Source organism: Psychrobacter sp. M17(2026) (assembly GCF_055699815.1).
Window position 1 is genome coordinate 2,346,686 of sequence record NZ_CM146741.1, and the last position, 18,105, is coordinate 2,364,790.

General features: G+C 43.6%; 16 protein-coding genes. 11 read left to right on the plus strand and 5 right to left on the minus strand.

Translation table 11 applies throughout. The annotated features are described in order from the left end of the window. Positions 1-272: 272 nt before the first annotated feature. Positions 273-938: a TetR/AcrR family transcriptional regulator gene (locus ACR63T_RS09945; RefSeq protein WP_201569822.1), complete on the minus strand. Its 666-nt coding sequence runs from the start codon at positions 936-938 to the stop codon at positions 273-275. A gap of 281 nt (positions 939-1,219) precedes the next feature. Between ACR63T_RS09945 and uraD the strand changes: the two genes are divergently transcribed. From uraD to ACR63T_RS09985, 8 genes are all read left to right on the plus strand, one after another. Then, a complete protein-coding gene (gene uraD, locus ACR63T_RS09950) occupies positions 1,220-1,741 on the plus strand; it encodes a 2-oxo-4-hydroxy-4-carboxy-5-ureidoimidazoline decarboxylase (RefSeq protein WP_472783882.1) in 522 nt (173 codons plus the stop codon). A gap of 111 nt (positions 1,742-1,852) precedes the next feature. After that, positions 1,853-2,221, plus strand: coding sequence for a hydroxyisourate hydrolase (gene uraH / locus ACR63T_RS09955; RefSeq protein ID WP_472783883.1), 369 nt, complete (start codon positions 1,853-1,855; stop codon positions 2,219-2,221). A 162-nt stretch (positions 2,222-2,383) separates the two neighbouring features. Further along, positions 2,384-3,676 (plus strand): urate hydroxylase PuuD, encoded by a 1,293-nt coding sequence (locus tag ACR63T_RS09960; protein ID WP_472783884.1) that lies wholly within the window; start codon positions 2,384-2,386, stop codon positions 3,674-3,676. Between the two features lie 357 nt (positions 3,677-4,033). Next, complete coding sequence (locus ACR63T_RS09965; RefSeq protein ID WP_472783885.1) at positions 4,034-5,545, plus strand: NCS1 family nucleobase:cation symporter-1; 1,512 nt, start codon at positions 4,034-4,036, stop codon at positions 5,543-5,545. Positions 5,546-6,193: 648 nt separating this feature from the next. Beyond that, complete coding sequence (puuE, locus tag ACR63T_RS09970; RefSeq protein ID WP_472783886.1) at positions 6,194-7,186, plus strand: allantoinase PuuE; 993 nt, start codon at positions 6,194-6,196, stop codon at positions 7,184-7,186. A 109-nt stretch (positions 7,187-7,295) separates the two neighbouring features. Then, positions 7,296-7,856 carry an ureidoglycolate lyase gene (locus tag ACR63T_RS09975; protein ID WP_472783887.1) on the plus strand — a complete coding sequence of 187 codons (561 nt, stop codon included), beginning with the start codon at positions 7,296-7,298 and terminating at the stop codon, positions 7,854-7,856. 241 nt (positions 7,857-8,097) lie between these two features. Beyond that, a complete protein-coding gene (locus ACR63T_RS09980) occupies positions 8,098-9,054 on the plus strand; it encodes a DMT family transporter (RefSeq protein ID WP_472783888.1) in 957 nt (318 codons plus the stop codon). Positions 9,055-9,094: 40 nt separating this feature from the next. Then, positions 9,095-9,838 (plus strand): lysozyme inhibitor LprI family protein, encoded by a 744-nt coding sequence (locus ACR63T_RS09985; protein WP_472783889.1) that lies wholly within the window; start codon positions 9,095-9,097, stop codon positions 9,836-9,838. A 19-nt stretch (positions 9,839-9,857) separates the two neighbouring features. Here the strand turns inward: ACR63T_RS09985 and ACR63T_RS09990 are convergent, their stop codons facing one another. The 4 genes from ACR63T_RS09990 to ACR63T_RS10005 form a co-directional block, all read right to left on the minus strand. Further along, positions 9,858-10,601 (minus strand): amino acid ABC transporter ATP-binding protein, encoded by a 744-nt coding sequence (locus ACR63T_RS09990; RefSeq protein WP_472783890.1) that lies wholly within the window; start codon positions 10,599-10,601, stop codon positions 9,858-9,860. A 61-nt stretch (positions 10,602-10,662) separates the two neighbouring features. Further along, positions 10,663-11,400 (minus strand): amino acid ABC transporter permease, encoded by a 738-nt coding sequence (locus ACR63T_RS09995; protein WP_472783891.1) that lies wholly within the window; start codon positions 11,398-11,400, stop codon positions 10,663-10,665. Next, complete coding sequence (locus tag ACR63T_RS10000) at positions 11,400-12,227, minus strand: amino acid ABC transporter substrate-binding protein (RefSeq protein ID WP_472783892.1); 828 nt, start codon at positions 12,225-12,227, stop codon at positions 11,400-11,402. Before ACR63T_RS10000 ends, ACR63T_RS09995 begins: the two co-directional genes overlap by 1 nt. 385 nt (positions 12,228-12,612) lie before the next feature. Next, entirely contained in the window at positions 12,613-13,440 is an 828-nt protein-coding gene (locus ACR63T_RS10005; protein ID WP_371747941.1) for a UTRA domain-containing protein, read from the minus strand. 256 nt (positions 13,441-13,696) lie between these two features. On the opposite strand from ACR63T_RS10005, the gene hutU reads away from it, so the two are divergent. The 3 genes from hutU (at position 13,697) to hutG (ending at position 18,103) form a co-directional block, all read left to right on the plus strand. After that, positions 13,697-15,379: a urocanate hydratase gene (gene hutU / locus ACR63T_RS10010; RefSeq protein ID WP_472785267.1), complete on the plus strand. Its 1,683-nt coding sequence runs from the start codon at positions 13,697-13,699 to the stop codon at positions 15,377-15,379. Between the two features lie 64 nt (positions 15,380-15,443). Then, entirely contained in the window at positions 15,444-17,006 is a 1,563-nt protein-coding gene (gene hutH, locus ACR63T_RS10015; protein WP_472783893.1) for a histidine ammonia-lyase, read from the plus strand. Between the two features lie 29 nt (positions 17,007-17,035). Further along, a complete protein-coding gene (hutG, locus tag ACR63T_RS10020) occupies positions 17,036-18,103 on the plus strand; it encodes a formimidoylglutamase (RefSeq protein ID WP_472783894.1) in 1,068 nt (355 codons plus the stop codon). Positions 18,104-18,105: the final 2 nt, after the last annotated feature.

Sequence of the window (18,105 nt, forward strand, 5' to 3'; positions counted from 1 at the left end):
CTTTGCTTTAAAATAATAGTGTGAATAGGGCGCAGTAAATATATCTTTACTGCGCCCTAAGCTTATCTAGATTGGTGTATAACGACTAGGAGGCTTGCAATTGTCAAAACGAGATAAAATATTTTTTAGTTATATGAAATACATAACTGATGCATTGGTTTTATAGATCAACATACAAAATCAGTATATTTGCTTAAACTTTTATAAGCTTATCAATCTATCTGAGCTAACTTATCGTAGTTTTCGCCTTTATCTCTTTGATAGGTACTGTTTTATTCAATACCACAACCGCGCAAGATAAACGGTACCAAAAAGTCAGCGGCTCGTGCTTCATCTTCTTTATCGTAAGCTTCTTTTTGCATTAAGCCGACGATTTCAGTTTCGAATTCAGCATAACGTTGGGTAGTGGCCCAGATCAGTATTAGTAACTGTAGGGGATCAGCAATACCAATCTTGCCTTGGCTGTACCATGACGTCATCACTTGAGTCTTGTCAAGTGCCCAATCTCTCATCGTTGTTGACATAAAATCATGTAAGTGCGGTGCACCGCCGATGACCTCAATAGCAAATAGCTTATGACGATTGGGGTGGGCAAAAGCTTGATGTAACTTAGTACGTACAAACTTCTCTATGACTGTCTTGGGATCACTATCGACCGTCATAGTGACTAGGCCATCATTCCATTCTTCAATGATGGCGCGCAATACTACTTTGTAAAGATTGCGCTTATTCTTAAAGTAATAGTGAATATTGGCTTTGGGTAGCCCTGCTCGATCAGCGATACCTTGCATGGTAGCACCGCGATAGCTTTGCAGGACGAACTCTTCTTCAGCAGCATGTAAGATAATTGCCTGATTATGGGCGCGTATACTGTGCTGACTTCGATGAAGGGATGTCTCTGTTGCATCTGAATCTTTGAGGTGATTATTTTGAGTCATAACAGTCGTAACCTAGATTATTTCAGGATTTTTACTAAGAATATACGGCATTATCTCTAATATAGAAAATAAATATAACTTTTTTTGGCATATACCGCGACAAATGGAAGTTTTTTGTATAAAATAGTTGACCAAATAGTCAGGTTTTAGCACAATAGACAATATTAGACCAAATATGATTTGATTAATATCACTTTGATAGATGATTTTTCGGTTTAAACTGTCATCAATTAGCAAATGCTAATTTTATAAATTATAAATGATAAGAAAAGGATGTCACTATGAGCTTAACCTTAGCGCAATTCAATCAGTTAGACAATGCAGAGTCTACTGCAACGCTGCTGACTTGCTGTACTAGCAGTGCTTGGGCGAGCAGTTTAGCTGCTGAGCGCCCTTTTAGCGATATTGATGCTATGTTAAGCGCTAGTAATGAGGCGTGGAACAAAGCACAGGCTGATGAGGCCAATTTATTAGAAGCTTTTGATGGTCATCCGCAAATCGGTAATGTTGCTACGCTCAAAGAGAAGTACCGCAATACGCAAGACAGTGCCGCTCACGAGCAATCAGGAGCTAGCGAAGCGGATGATCAAGTCTTAGAGGACCTTGCGCAAGGTAATCAAGACTATCTTGATAAGTTTGGCTTTATCTTTATTGTTTTTGCGACGGGCAAAAGCGCTCAGCAAATGCTAGACCTATTGATGGCTCGTCTACCAAATGATCGTGATATTGAGCTGGCTAATGCTTCAGCTGAGCAAAACAAAATCACTCGCTTACGTATTCAAAAGCTATTTGGTCAAGCATGAATGATCTAAGCACAACCGTTTTACTATAACTAAGCAAAGCTTGCTTGTCGTTATACACTTATTTATGAAACTTAGTCATAAAATCAAATTATTATAAATAAAGGAAATACTATGTCAGCTACTCTATCATCACATATTTTAGACACTCATCTTGGTAAGCCTGCGGCTGATATTGCCCTCACCCTACATCGTATCAAAGATGGTGGCGCAAGTACTTTATTAGCTAATGGTACCACTAACGACGATGGTCGCGTTACCCCAGACAGCTGGCAGTTTGATGCTGCTGTTGATAGCAGCGAGCAGAATCTAAGCGCTGGTCGTTATACCATAACTTTCGATACGCAATCTTATTTTGACACGCAAAAGCTAAAAGCTTTTTATCCACAAGTTATCATTGATTTTGTGGTGAGCGATGACGGTCATTATCATATCCCGCTATTACTTAGCGCGCACGGCTATGGTACTTATCGCGGCTCATAATTAAAAAGCCTTGAGTAGTTAGATGCTCAAGGCTTAAGTAAGCGGCAACAGCCATAGATTAGTACAGATATAAAAAGGCAAGGAAGCGCTTGTAACACCGAGCACGTAAGCAATAATCGTTACAAGTTACCAAGACATAGCAACAAAAAAGGACACTGCCACATGGGCGCATATCTTCTCGATTGGTTAGCATTATTTTTCCGCTGGTTTCACGTTATCGCTGGGGTGGCATGGATTGGTGCCTCATTTTACTTTGTATGGCTAGATATGAGTCTGCAGAAGCCACCCGAATGGAAGGCCAAAAAAGGTATTTCAGGTGACTTATGGGCAGTACATGGTGGTGGGTTTTATGAAATCGCTAAGTACAAGCTTGACCCTGAAGAGATGCCAAAGACTTTGCATTGGTTCAAATGGGAAGCTTATACGACATGGCTGACTGGTGCAGCGATGATGGCTATCGTTTACTACGCCAATGCAACGGCTTACTTAATTGATCCAAGTAAGGTTGATTTTGGTAGTAATATCGGTGCTATTGCTACAAGTATTTTATTCTTACTTGTCACCTACGCTATTTATGAAGGGGTTGTCCGTAGCCGTATCGGCAAAAATAAGATGGTTTTTAGTATCACTATCTTTGTACTGATGATTATTGCCACTTATATTTCATATCAGTTATTTAGTGATCGCGCCTCATTCATTCACGTTGGTGCCATTTTGGGTACGATCATGGCCGGTAACGTATTCTTCGGAATTATGCCCGCTCAGCGTGCGCTAGTAGACTGCGTCCGTAAAGGTGAAAAACCAGGACCAGAAGTCGCAGATTTAGCATTAATGGCCAGAAACCGTTCAGTGATGAACAACTACTTTACTCTACCACTCATCTTTACCATGATTAGTAATCACTATCCAATGATGTATTCTCATGCACAGGGTTGGTTGGTATTGGTATTCGTCGGTGTAATTACCGCAACAGCTCGTCACTACTTTAACCAAAAGCATTTGGGTCATCATCAACCAAAATACTTAATTATTCCAGCAATAGCGACTGTATTGCTCATTATTTGGATGCGTCCTGCACCGATTGAGCCGCTACCTGTTCCACCCGTAGCGGCGGCTCAGCCAGTAGCAGATATTGCGCCACCTACTGGTGAAGCTGTCGTCGCTGGAGCGGCTCCAATTGCAGGCGCTGCGGCTGTTCCTGTAACTGCCTCAGCTGATGATGCGGTGATAGGTGTTGTACAGGCAAAATGTAGCGTTTGCCATATGGCACAACCCACACAAGCAGGATTCAATGCGCCACCAGCGGGTATTATTATTCAGACTCCTGAAGACATGAAAACTTGGAAAGCTAAAATTGTAACTGCAGTACAGACGGGTTATATGCCGTTAGGTAACATCACTCAGCTGACTGATGAAGAGCGCTCACAGATCGTCGCTTATGCTTCAGGGCTATAATATTAAATCTTGACATTTAAATTCTGATAACTCTTATATCTATAAAATAGCCAGTCCATGACTGGCTATTTTTATGGGTAAATAAGCTGGTTTTGATTCTATTTACCTTCATTTTATCTCCCTCTTATACTGGCCAACTAGACACAGATTTGTCTTAATCTCAAATATTATTCATTATTTTGCGTTTTAATAGGTCATTTCTGCCCATTTTCATTGAAATAAGTGAATAATTCTCTTGACCAATAACTGATATATCCTTAAAGTGTTAACAATTAATATATATAATTGTTAACAATATACTATGTGAAGTGTTAATAATATCGTTTTTAGTTGATTTCACTTCACAAGGAGAAAGGGATGTCTAGTGTCAACAAGCAAGGAAATCAGCTTAATAAACAATATGATGGTCAACTCTACGACTGTAAAACTTTTAATCCAGAACGTAAGAACTCAAGGCTCTATAACGAAGACTTAGCCCCTTTGCAGCCTGAGCAGCGTAACTGGGGCTGGTTCTCTATATTTAATGTCTGGTCTAATGATATTCAAAGCTTGTTTGGCTATACCCTTGCTGCCTCATTATTTTTGAGTTATGGCTTGAGCGGTTGGTGGGTGATGGCTGCTATTATCTGCGCAGGCTTTATTGTCATGTTGATGGTAAATTTGACTGGTAAACCTAGTGTCAAATATGGCGTCCCCTTTCCTGTACTGATACGTGCAAGCATGGGAGTCAATGGCGCTAACTTGCCCGCTGTACTACGAGCGATTATCGGTATTTTTTGGTACGGGGTGCAGACCTATTTTGCTTCAACCGCCGTTGCCATCTTACTAGCGGTATTTATGGGTAGCTCAGATAGCACTTTTTTAGGCTTAAACGGTACGGCATGGTTGGCCTTTGTCATCGTCTGGGTTTTTCAGATTATGCTGTTCTGGGCAGGTATAGAGCCTATCAAGCACTTTTTGAACTGGGCAGGTCCACTAGTCTATGTGGTGATGGTCGTATTAATGGGCATGATTTGGTATCAATCAGGCTCAGAGCTGATACCAGCGATCAACTCTATCTTTACTGGCGGTAGCGACTACGCGGGAACATCTCTTCAAGCCTTTACCGCTATTGTTGGGACTATGGTGGCCTACTTTGCCGCTGTGGTGATTAACTTTGGTGATTTTTCACGCTTTTTATGTAGCGAGCGTGATATGCGTAAGGGCAATTTGATTGGTCTACCCATCAATATGCTATTTTTCTCTTTCATTGCTTTAATCATTACCGCAGGAACTTTAGTATTGTTCGGTGAGGCGTTGACTAATCCATCAGATATTGTTGAACGTGTTGACTCACTACCTTTGACTATTATTGCCGCTTTAACGTTTTTTGCCGCTACAGTTGGTATTAACATGGTTGCCAACTTCATTCCACCCGCTTATGATTTAGCAAACTTGTTTCCAAAGCATATTAACTTTCGTCGTGGTGGTTTGATCACCGCTGTGATTGCATTTTTTGTAGGGGCGCTTTGGTTGTCTTTTATTAGTCAGATTGGCATTGTCGGTTTTGTGAATACGGTTGGGGCTATTATCGCACCGTTCTTTGGAATTTTGGTCATTGATTACTATATTATCAGACGCCAACACATTGATATGAATGATCTATTCTCAGACCGTCCAGATGGCGCTTATTACTATACGAAAGGTTGGAATATTCGTGGGCTAATTGCTTTTGCAATCGGTGCACTATTCTCTGTCGCTACCGTATTAATACCTGTATTTGCCAAATTTGAAGGCTATGGCTTTTTACTAGGTGCAGCTATTGGCGGTATTGTTTACTGGGTATTGATGCGGCAGTTCACAGTTGAACCCAATCAGCTGACAAAATAGCTAAAATAGAGAGAATATTAGGATAAATGATATAATATTCTCTTTATTTTTACTTTTATCAATACAAGCTGATAATTTACTTGACCAAATGGTCAGATGCCCTTAAAGTAAAAGCCATAACTGCATTTTGTATCTGCTTATGAGTGTTTAACACGCTTGAGCAACATTCAAAGATTATTCGGCACCTCTTTGCCACCTCATTATCTTCAAGTAACCTCTGTAATTGCTAGATGAAAGCTAAGCGTCTACTATGATGCTTACCATTTATACGCAAGTCTAAATAATTAATTGCTTATTAGAGTTAGGGTCTGTTGAGCATTCATAAATGAGCACTGCTGATAGCTAAAATGGTTCTAGTCTAGGTAAAAATCGCAGGCAATGCAGATGCCTTGGCTAGATTTTTACAACGAATAGAGCAATTTTAGCATCAGCCTGCAAGGACAGGACTCTTTTTTGTCGCTTCGTCATTAAAAAGATCCGCTTAGAATGACTAAACTAGATATTTTTAATCTAGAATCGATTAAAAAATAGTCACTGTCAGTGCCATGATCGAATGTTCAACAGACCCTAACCTCTTACCAATCTAAGCCTAAAAAACTACCGAGTCCTGAGCATAATGACTGCTCTTCATATAAAGGAATATTGACCATGAGCCAAAAAATCACCAGCGATTTTGATCAAGACGCTTATCCTCGCGACCTAAAAGGCTATGGCGAAAATCCGCCTGATCCTAAATGGCCAGGTGGTGCAAAGATTGCGGTACAGTTTGTATTGAATATCGAAGAAGGCGCCGAAAACAGTGTGATTCATGGTGATGGTCAATCAGAACGGTTTTTATCAGATGTACTAGGTACGCCAGAGTTTACCAACCGCCATCAGTCTATCGAGTCGGCATTTGAATACGGTAGCCGTGTTGGTGTATGGCGTGTACTCGATGTATTCAAAGAGTATGGCTTGCCGATTACTACTTTTACTTGTGCCGCGGCAGCTGAGAAAACGCCGCATATCATTGAGCGCGTATTAGAAGATGGTCATGAAGTAGCTAGCCACAGTCTGCGCTGGATCACTTATCAATACATGTACCGTGAGACTGAACGTGAGCACGTGCGCCGAGCGACTGAAATATTTGAGCAGATGTTAGGCAAGCAGCCATTAGGATGGTACACGGGGCGCGATAGCCCTAACACACGCGAGCTAGTTGCTGAACAAGGCGGCTATATGTATGACTCAGACTCTTATGGTGATGAGCTACCGTATTGGTTAGACGTCAAAGTACAAGATGGTGAGGTTATCACTCGTAAACCGCATTTGGTGATACCGTATACGCTAGAGACTAACGACATGCGTTTTTCTTCAAGCCCTGGCTTTACTTATGCTGAGCCTTTTTACCAATATCTAAAAGACAGCTTCGACACTCTATATGAAGAGGGCGATAAAGATGGTAAAAACCAGCCAAAAATGCTGACTATCGGTTTGCATTGCCGTATTATTGGTCGTGCCGGTCGTATCACTGCGCTTAAACAATTTTTGAAATATATCACCAGTAAGCCCGACGTTTGGGTATGCCGCCGCGATGAAATCGCCAAGCATTGGTATGAAAACCATCCAGCCACAGCGGATAACACAGTCAGCTGGATGTAACGTTAACCCTCTTTTATCTTAGCGATTTTACTGCCTTTTTGATAACGGTTTAAGCCGGATATGCATCTGCAGTAAAGTAGCTGATACTGACAATAAGTAAGGCAACATTATGAAAACGACAATAATTGCTCAACCTCTAACTAAAGCGGCATTCGCACCTTTCGGCTCAGTCATTGAGCCTTATGATGATGAAGAAAAATGTCCTGAGAACAGCTGGGATATCAATCGTGGCTACGCTTGTCGTCATGATGCTATCTCAAAAGTTCAAAATGATGGCGGTGAAGTTGGTTTTAGTATTTTTCGTACCAAAAGACGCGATTGCCCTATTACGCTATCCGTTATGGAATACCATCCGTTTGGCAGCCAAGCCTTTTTTTCTATGAACTCAACAGACTATCTAGTTGTTGTAGCCAAAGCTGGCGAGCCACCAAAATCAGCGGCTGATTTAGAAGTGTTCTATGCCTATTCGCATCAAGGCGTGCAGTATGATGCGAATGTTTGGCATCATCCGTTACTGGCACTAAACGCTGATTGCGACTTTTTAGTAGTCGATCGCATCAATGGTGATGGTAATAACTGCCATGAATTGGAGATTGACGACTGGGAAGTTTGCATTGATGTCTCAGCTGAGCAAGCTAAGTCAGAAAGAGCAAAGGCTAATGCTGTTTAGAAGGTGTTCATTAATGTTAAAGCCAGCTAATATAGATTAGCTGGCTTTTTTATGCTCTCAATTTCTAACTATGACCTCATCAAAAAGCGTTAAGCCCATATTGAATCGCTCAGCCTAAACATTATAAACAACTTTGTTCGAGTTGTCTTTTATGGGTTAAAACTCTATAATCCGCCGTTATTTAGATAAGTGCAGTAGCACTCATTTTGTTATTGAAACCCGCTATTCAGATGAGAGTCGTATGATAGACAATAATAGCTTGATATCAGCAAAGCAGTCTTGGATAGGGACTATGCAAATCATTACCGCTGCGATCTGCTGGGGAACCCTTGGTATATTTTCTACTTATCTTAATCAAGCAGGATTTAGTGGTTGGCAAATTACTATTTTGCGTATCGTTACCGCCGCTTTATTAATCCTAGTAATGCTCCCAAAATTATGGTTCTATCTGCGCAAACTAAGCCCAAAACAGTGGGGCGGATTAGCACTACAATCTCTCATTGGTGTGCTCGGCATGTCGCTATGTTACTTCTTTGCCGTCATTTATGTCGGTGCAGGTGCCGCCGTTGCTCTGCTATATACCGCTCCAGTCTTTAGCTTATTATTTTCAGCCATTTTTCTCAATGAATCGATCACTCGCCAGTCTGCCCTATTGGCATTGGTAGCGGTATTCGGTGTCGGTTTGACGATGCTCGGCGATGAAGCTAGGCTCAATTGGGGCGTAGCTTTGGGGTTGTTAGCTGGCGTTTGTTATTCTTTATACGGCGTGCTTGGTAAGCGTGCGATGCACTACGCACATCCTGCCCCTTTAGTGTTTTTTACCTCGATCATTATCAGCGCTGGCGTGCTGTTGTTACTACCTGAAACTTATCATACTTATACTAAGTTATTGAGCTTACCGGTACTGACTTGGGGCTATGCTTTAGGATTAGCGCTCATCGGTACCGTCGTACCCTTTGCACTGTATATGAAAGCATTGGAGAAACTGCCTGCCTCTCGCGCCTCAGTGTTTACTATCTTTGAACCTTTGACCGCTATTGCTTTAGCTATCTTGTTATTGAGCCAGTCGCTATCTGCTATTCAGTATTTAGGTGTATTACTCATTTTACTCGCAGCACTACTCAATGCGCTCCTCAATGGCACTTCTACTCGCGTACCGCGCTGGCTGCAAAGAAGAAAAAGAGTAAAATTGGAGTAAAATTTGTTTTATAATTCAGAAGTCACACTGGAGAATGGTTATGCACGGCTCAAAACTTAAGTTAAGCGTTTTACTTAAGCGCTCAATTACCATCCTACCTCTGCTAATACTGTCACCATTTGCTGTAGCCGTTGCTCCTATACAAGCCAATTTTATACTAGGCATGGATGTGCAAGGACAACGCTTAAACCTTTATAGAGGATGCGGTGAAGGTTATGTTACTTGTGAGAATATGCTGCTAGTAGCCCCAAATTTAGGGCAGCTTTTGCAAATAAGCGAGTATGGCAAGAGGCTAAGCAAAAAGCAGAATACTATCGACCTCTATCCTGCCAAAACCAAGCATAGTATTTGTAAAGACGGCGTCACGCCTTGCGGCTTTCAAGGCTATAACTTTGAGGGCGAGGATTTTAACGGTTTTATAGATACCTCGAAACAGAAGATAACCGTAAATGGCAACTGGACGACGGACACCGCTACTCTGTCTTACCAAGAAAATGCCAGTTATCTGCCGCTAGTTTCACAATCTAAAAGAATCGATCGCTTATACAAGGCCTCAGACAAAGCTTTGAATGACAGCTATCAAACGACTCTCTATGAAATTGGACGACTTTATGGTCAAGGTCAAGCGACTGTGTTAAAAAATGAGCAACGCCAATGGCTCAAAAAACGCTCTGAAATTTGCGGTGCGGATGTCGACCATCTGCCCAGAAACCAAGCGGAGGAGGTCTGCTTCATCCAAAAAAATGACAGTCGACTGAATGATTACTTCTTATGGATTGATTGAAAGCATTTTTATTAAAATATCAGGACTCAATCCGCTGTAAAAAAGCCTGAGTTCGTGGATGAACCGATAACTCAAACATCTGCTCAGCGCTGCCCTCCTCAACCACGTGACCGTCTTCGATCAATACCACATGATCGGCGACATCGCGGGCAAACTTAATCTCGTGAGTGACCACCACCATTGTCCAGCCCTCTGATGCTAGCCGCTTCATCGTCTCAAGTACATCTTGTACTAGCTCTGGATCGAGTGCAGAGGTTGGCTCATCGAATAACAATAATGACGGCTCAATAGCGAGCGCCCGCGCAATACCAACGCGCTGCTGCTGACCACCAGATAGCTGAAACGGATAAAGATCTGCTTTATCGGATAGCCCAACCTTATCCAGCAATGCTAGAGCTTGACTTTGCGCATCAGCTTTACTAGTGCCTTGCACGACTGTCGGACCAAGCATCAAGTTTTGCAAGGCGGTCTTATGCGGAAATAAATTATAAGACTGAAACACCATCCCCGACTTACGCTGCAAGGCGAGCAAAGCTTTTTTATTAGGCTTAGTACCAAAATCTACGCTTAAGCTACCATCATCAAAAGCAATTACACCTTGATCGGGAATCTCAAGGGCATTGATACAACGCAAAAAGGTGGTTTTGCCCGATCCTGATGGCCCTAATATCACCACCACCTTACCTTTATGAATGGTCAAATCGATGCCTTTGAGCACTTGATTATTACCAAAGGCTTTGTGAATATTAGTGACTTGAATCATGACCGCTCCTACTATGCTGGCTGTGCTATTACTTCAAAAATATAAAGTTTCGTATTAACGATTACTTAGCGACGTAACGATCAAGGCGTGTTTCGAGTCGACCTTGGATAGAGGTCAATACTAAACAAATACCCCAATATATAAAGGCCGCTTCGGTATACACCAGCATAAATTCATAGTTACGCGCGGTAATGATTTGCGCTTGTTTAAACAGCTCGGTGACCAGCACTAACGACGCTAATGAAGTATCTTTAACCAAACTAATGAAAGTATTCGATAACGGCGGTACAGATACGCGCAGTGCTTGCGGCAAGATTACATGACGAAAGGTCTGTAAGTACGTTAAGCCAACCGTCGAACCAGCTTCCCATTGCCCTTTTGGGATGGATAAAATAGAAGCACGTACCGTCTCTGAAGCGTAAGCCCCAATATTAAGCGAAAAAGCAATAATCGCCGAAGGGAAAGGATCAAGCTTGACCCCGACACTTGGCAGACCATAAAAGATGATAAATAGCTGTACTAACATCGGCGTACCGCGAATAGCCGACACATAAATACGCGCTAGGCGATAAGCAATCCTATGCAGCCAGCCCGTGCGAGGCACAATACGAATCAGTGCCACACTTAGCGCAATAGCCATGCCTATCGCAAACGATATCAGCGCCAGCGGTATCGAATAGTAGATACCGCCTTTAAGCATGGGCCAAAATGAGCTAATGACAATCTGCGCCCGATCTGGTGTCATAAAGGGCAGTAATGACAGTAAATCAGCGAGCATTGAGAGGATAGATGCTAGCATTACTCTTGCTTACTTATATCAGCGCCGAAGAACTCTTGGCTGATTTTGGTTAAAGTGCCATCCGCTTGTAAAGCTGCCATTGCTTCATCTAATTTTGCCACCACCGCATCATCGCCCTTCAATAACACCAATCCTGAACCACGCTTTTCACTGGCTGGCGCTACTAATTTGATCTCAAGACCACTATCTGGAAAGTTTTTGAGATAATCGAGTACCGCTAGATTGTCATTCATCGTAAAGTCAGCTCGATCTTGCTTAACCAGCTGCACCGCTTGTGCCATACCATCGACTGGTACGATTTCAGCCTCATAGCGCTCAGCAAGCTCGCCATAGTTACTCGATAGTGATTGAGCAGTGCGCAGACCTTTTAAACCTTCCCACGAGCTATAACGGTTATCGTCGGTTGGCGCTAGCACAACTGCACCTGACCAGCTGTAAGCACTAGCTTTATCATATTTAGCTTTACGCTCAGGTGTGGTCAGACTGACTTGATTGGCCACCATATCAAAACGCTCGGAGTCGAGTCCCGCCAGCATCGCATCCCACTGAGTTTCTTTAAACTCAACCGTAACGCCCAACTTGTCAGCGACGGCACGCGTGACCTCAACATCATAGCCAGTAAGCTTACCGCTGACATCATGATAAGTGAACGGCGGGTAAGTACCTTCAGTACCGACATTGATAGTACCGCCATTACTAATACGTTGTAGTAGATCTGATTCACCATTAGCCGTGTCAGCAGCTGTTGAATCAGTAGTATTAGACTGACCACAAGCACTTAATAGTAGCGCACTGACAGCGAAAGTTAACAAAGCACGACGTTTCATAGGATGTCCTTATACAAGTAAGTAAATGGTGTGATAATTATAACTTATAATCTTTATAATTCTAAAAATTGCAAATTGTAGAGGGCAGTTCTGCCTGCATATAGTGTTGCCTATAGACGGATGCTGCCCATAAACGATATGAGTAACCTCATCACAATGTCACAATGTCACAATGTCATAATTTCATAATGTTTGAGTCTGGGTGCTCGATTTGAGGATAGCGAGCGTATTTTTCAATGCTGTTTTTATATAACACTTTATTCTACGAGATTCTTTACAGTAAATTTTGAGCTTATTAGCTGGCAGCTCTAATAGCAAATAACTCATATACTATCGCACATTAAAAAGAATAAACGTACAAAAATAGTGATTACGTAGCAGGGCGTTATAATTCGCCAGAGAACTGATAGCGATCCCCTGCATGCCACATTTTGACAAAAGTCACGACTTGACCTGCTGAATAGGTCTGACGGCATAGTACGAGTGTCGGGGCGTGTAGTGAGATTTGTAATGCCTGAGCAACCTCTTCTGAAGCGGCTAAAGCTCGGATAGTATAGCTACCGCGCTCTAGTGGGCTCTTTGCAATCAAATAGTCACTGGTATTTACCACACTAAAGTCTTGCTCAATAAACTCTGGTACTTTTACCGCATCGACCCAACGCTCTTCGAATTGCATCGGCTGACCATCAGCAAAGTGAATAATCTTTACTTCATATAATATTGGCGCTTCATCGCTATCCTCACCGTTATCCGTAGCTAGTGGCATGGTTGACGCCTTGGCATCAACTATATTGATGTCAAGTGCATTGGCATCAAGCGCATTAGCATCAGACACATCGATATCAAACTTACGGCGTAGCTCACCGTCCAGCATGCTAGCGGTAATACTGCGCTTACTCACGACTTGTGCTTGGTAGTCACGATTGGCTGACTTTAAGTCTTGAGCGATATTGCGTACTTCGACAAAAGTATGATTGAACTGCTGCTGTGCCACAAAGGTTCCCGACCCTTGCCGACGCTCTAATACACGCTCCTCGCTCAACTCTTTTAAAGCGCGGTTCACCGTCATCCTTGACACCCCAAACTCTTCAGCCAATGCCATTTCTGTAGAAATCGCATTACCAGCTTGCCATTTACCGCTATGTATATTATCCAATATCGCATTTTTAATACGTTGATATGCAGGCGTTTTCTTTTTCATAGCGCTCTTCATCTTTGTCATGCTTATCTTTTAACCGTCAGCGTCAATCATAAAAGTATCGCCATAATATCATGCGTATTCACAAAACAGTTTTGTTGATGTCACAACACAACAAATAATTCAAAAAAACCTTGCATGAAAAAACTATCTTTGATAATTTGTATATACAAATTAATTATTGTTTAAAAATTGGCTCAAATAAATAATGGTATCGATATAATCATAAGGAATGATAATGACTGATTCTAAAACAACCCCGATTAGTAAAATGACTCGCCGTGATGAAAGTCGCGATATAGCCGCCCCTACTGGCAGCACCTTAAATTGCAAAAGCTGGCTGACCGAAGCGCCTTATCGTATGCTGCAAAACAATCTACATCCTGATGTCGCTGAAAACCCAAAAAGCTTAGTTGTGTATGGTGGTATCGGACGCGCTGCCCGCAACTGGGAAAGCTACGATCAAATTTTAGAATCGCTTAAAGAATTAGAAGATGACGAGACATTATTAGTGCAATCAGGCAAGCCGGTTGGCGTCTTTCAGACTCACGAAAATGCCCCGCGCGTATTGATTGCCAACTCCAACCTTGTGCCGCGCTGGGCCACGTGGGAGCACTTCAATGAGCTAGATCGCAAAGACTTAATGATGTATGGGCAGATGACTGCGGGGAGCTGGATCTATATCGGCACCCAAGGCATCGTCCAAGGCACTTACGAGACCTTTGTCGAAGCAGGTCGTCAGCATTATGATGGCAGCTGGGCAGGACGTTGGATTTTGACCGCTGGTCTTGGTGGTATGGGCGGCGCGCAACCATTAGCCGCGACCTTTGCTGGTGCGACGTCTCTAAATATCGAATGCCAACAATCCAGTATTGATTTCCGTTTGCGTACGGGTTACGTCGATGTGCAAGCAGACGACCTTGATCATGCTTATGAGCTGATTAAAAAGCATACCGATGCAGGCGAAGCCGTCTCAATCGCGCTACTTGGTAATGCGGCAGATATCTTGCCTGAGATGGTCAAGCGCGCCAATGCAGGAGAGATAAAGCCTGACTTAGTCACTGACCAAACCTCCGCTCACGACTTAATCAATGGCTATCTACCAAGTGGCTGGACCGTTGACGAGTGGAAAGCAGCACAAGAAAATCCAGATCAACACGCTGCCTTAACCAAAGATGCGGCGGCGTCTTGTGCCGTACATGTACAAGCAATGCTAGACCTACAAGAAATGGGGATTCCAACGACCGATTATGGTAATAATATTCGTCAAGTTGCCTTTGATGAAGGAGTTAAAGACGCCTTTAATTTCCCAGGCTTTGTGCCTGCTTATATTCGTCCGCTATTTTGCCAAGGTAAAGGGCCTTTCCGCTGGGTAGCGTTGTCTGGTGATCCAGAAGATATCTATAAGACCGATCAAAAGATCAAAGAGCTGTTCCCAGAAAATCAGCATATTCATCGCTGGCTAGACATGGCGAAAGAACGCATTCAGTTTCAAGGCTTGCCAGCGCGTATCTGCTGGTTAGGTCTTGGTGAGCGCGACAAAGCAGGACTTGCCTTTAATGAGATGGTTAAGAACGGCGAACTCAAAGGCCCAATCGTTATCGGCCGTGACCATTTAGATACAGGCTCTGTTGCCAGCCCTAATCGCGAAACTGAAAGCATGAAAGATGGCACAGACGCTGTCTCTGACTGGGCACTATTAAACGGTATGCTCAATGTGGCAGGCGGCGCCACTTGGGTGTCCTTGCATCATGGCGGCGGCGTTGGTATGGGCTATTCGCAGCACTCTGGTATGGTGATTGTCGCTGATGGTACGGATGCAGCCGCCAAGCGCTTAGCGCGAGTACTAGTCAATGATTGTGGCTCAGGAGTCATGCGCCATGCCGATGCAGGCTATGAGCTAGCGATTAAAACAGCGAAAGAATACGGCTTAAACTTACCAATGATTAAATAGCTTAAGCGATTTCTATTTTATAAGAATAAATAACTCTATAACATATGACATTAGGAATACCATCATGACTACTATTAAGAAACTTGTTCTAAACCCTCGCCAACTTAGCTTCGAGATGCTGCGCGATATTTATGAGCGACCTGTCATATTGACGCTACCCGATAGTGCTTATGAAGCAATAGATGCCTCACACGAAGATGTACAAACGATTATTCGTCGCGACAAAAGTGCGTATGGTATCAATACCGGCTTTGGCTTGTTAGCAAAAACTCGTATCAGCGATGATCAGCTTGAGCTACTTCAGCGCAATTTGATTGTGTCGCATTCTGTTGGTACTGGTGAGGCGCTACCAGACGGCGTGGTACGATTAATCATGGTCATGAAAGTGGCTAGCTTATCGCAAGGTGTGTCTGGTGTACGTCGCGAGGTAGTCGATAGCCTATTGGCCTTGATTAATAATCAAATTACGCCACACATTCCAGTGAAAGGCTCTGTCGGCGCATCAGGCGATTTAGCACCGCTATCACATATGACACTCGCTATAATGGGTGAAGGCGATGTCTATGTTAATGGTCAAAGTGTACCCGCGGCTGACGCGCTAGCTCAGCATGGTCTTGAGCCAATTACCCTTGCGGCTAAAGAAGGCCTTGCGCTCATTAACGGTACTCAGGTGTCAACGGCACTGGCATTGCGCGGATATTTCCTAGCGCGCGATTTGCTTGAGACGGCAACTATCGTCGGCTCCATGTCTATTGATGCCGCTAAAGGCTCAGACTCGCCATTTGATGCGCGTATTCATGACGTTCGTGGTCATCATGGTCAAATCGAAATCGCCAAAGCACATCGTCAGCTGATCAAAGGCAGTGCCATTCGCGCCTCGCATGATGGTGAGCAAGACGATAGAGTACAAGATCCTTATTGCTTACGTTGCCAGCCGCAAGTTATGGGCGCATGCCTTGATATCATCAATCAAGCCGGTCAAACTTTATTAATAGAAGCCAATGCGGTCACTGATAACCCGCTGATTTTTAACAATGAAGATGGTCCTGTTGCTATATCAGGCGGTAACTTCCATGCTGAGCCAGTCGCCTTTGCCGCAGACATTTTAGCCTTGGCGATTGCTGAGATTGGCTCTATGTCTGAGCGCCGTGTGGCTTTACTCATTGATGCAACCTTGTCAGGTGGCTTGCCGCCATTTTTAGTTGACAATGCTGGGTTAAACTCAGGCTTTATGATTGCCCATGTGACGGCAGCCGCACTCGCCTCCGAGAATAAATCTATCGCCCATCCTGGTAGTGTCGATAGTATCCCGACTTCTGCCAATCAAGAAGATCATGTGTCAATGGCGACTTATTGCGCACGACGTCTCTATGAGATGGCGCATAATACCGCAACGATTATCGGTATTGAGCTATTATCTGCAGGTCAAGGTATCGACTTCCATCGCGGACTAGATACCTCAGAGCCGTTACAAACAGCGCATCAGAAGCTACGCGAGCACGTGACTTTTTATGATAAAGATCGCTACCTAGCACCTGATATTGAAGCCGCCAAACAGCTGGTATTAAATGGCATCCTTACTGAGCATTGGCAGTCATTGCGTAGCGATTGGTATCTGTATAAATAGCTCGTTGATGAAGAGTAGAGAGATAAACGATGATAACGACTTCCGTAAACCACAACCATGCTGATATGACCCGATGGACAGGACGCGCAGAGCCGTTTGAGACTGCTCGTGCCCGCTATTGGTATCAACTAGCACAACCTTATGCGTTTGCTACTCTTGATAATAAAGGGCAGCGCATTGGGCTGGTTGGTTTCGCCTGTGATCAAGGTGTGCGTCGCAATCAAGGACGCGTGGGTGCCAGAGCAGCGCCGCCTTTGATTCGTAGCGCATTTGCGGCATTGCCCATTATCGCTGAGCTGCAACAGCGCTTTGATAGTGAGATGCCAACCTTGCTTGGTGATGCAGGTGATATTCATTGTCACGATAGCGATAGTTTTGCCGCGCAAGTTCTTGAGCAAGCCCAGCAAACCTACGCGGATGTCGTCAGTGATATTATTAAGCGAGGCGGTCTGCCTATCGGTTTAGGCGGTGGTCATGCGATTGCCTTTGGTAGTTTTTTGGGACTGTGGCAAGCGTTACAGCAGATAGACGCCACAACCCATAAAACATCTACACCTAGCAAATCTACACCTAGCATTGGCATTATTAACTTTGATGCGCATCTTGATATTCGTCAGTCTGATGTCGCAACGTCTGGTACACCATTTCGTCAAATCGCAGAACATCTTACTGATCATGAGCAAGCGTTTCATTATTGCTGTATCGGCGTTAGTCGGTTTTCCAACACTGCTGCTCTCTTCGACCGCGCTGAGCAGTTAGGCGTACATATTATTAGTGATGAAGACTGCACCAATAAGAAATGGAAAAAAATTGCAGATCAAATTGAGACCTTTATCGACCAAGTTGATGTGGTCTACTTAACTATTGATATGGATTGCTTGCCCTCAAGCGTGGTGCCTGGTGTCAGTGCGCCAGCAGCGTATGGCATTGCACTTAGTTTCGTTGAGCGTGCGGTCAAGATTATCATGGCATCAGGCAAAGTAAAAATGGCCGACATTGCTGAAGTCAACCCCACTTATGATACTGACCAACGCAGCTGCAAAGTCGCCGCTCGACTATTGGCAACCATCATTGAGCAGCATTTATTCACCTTATAGCT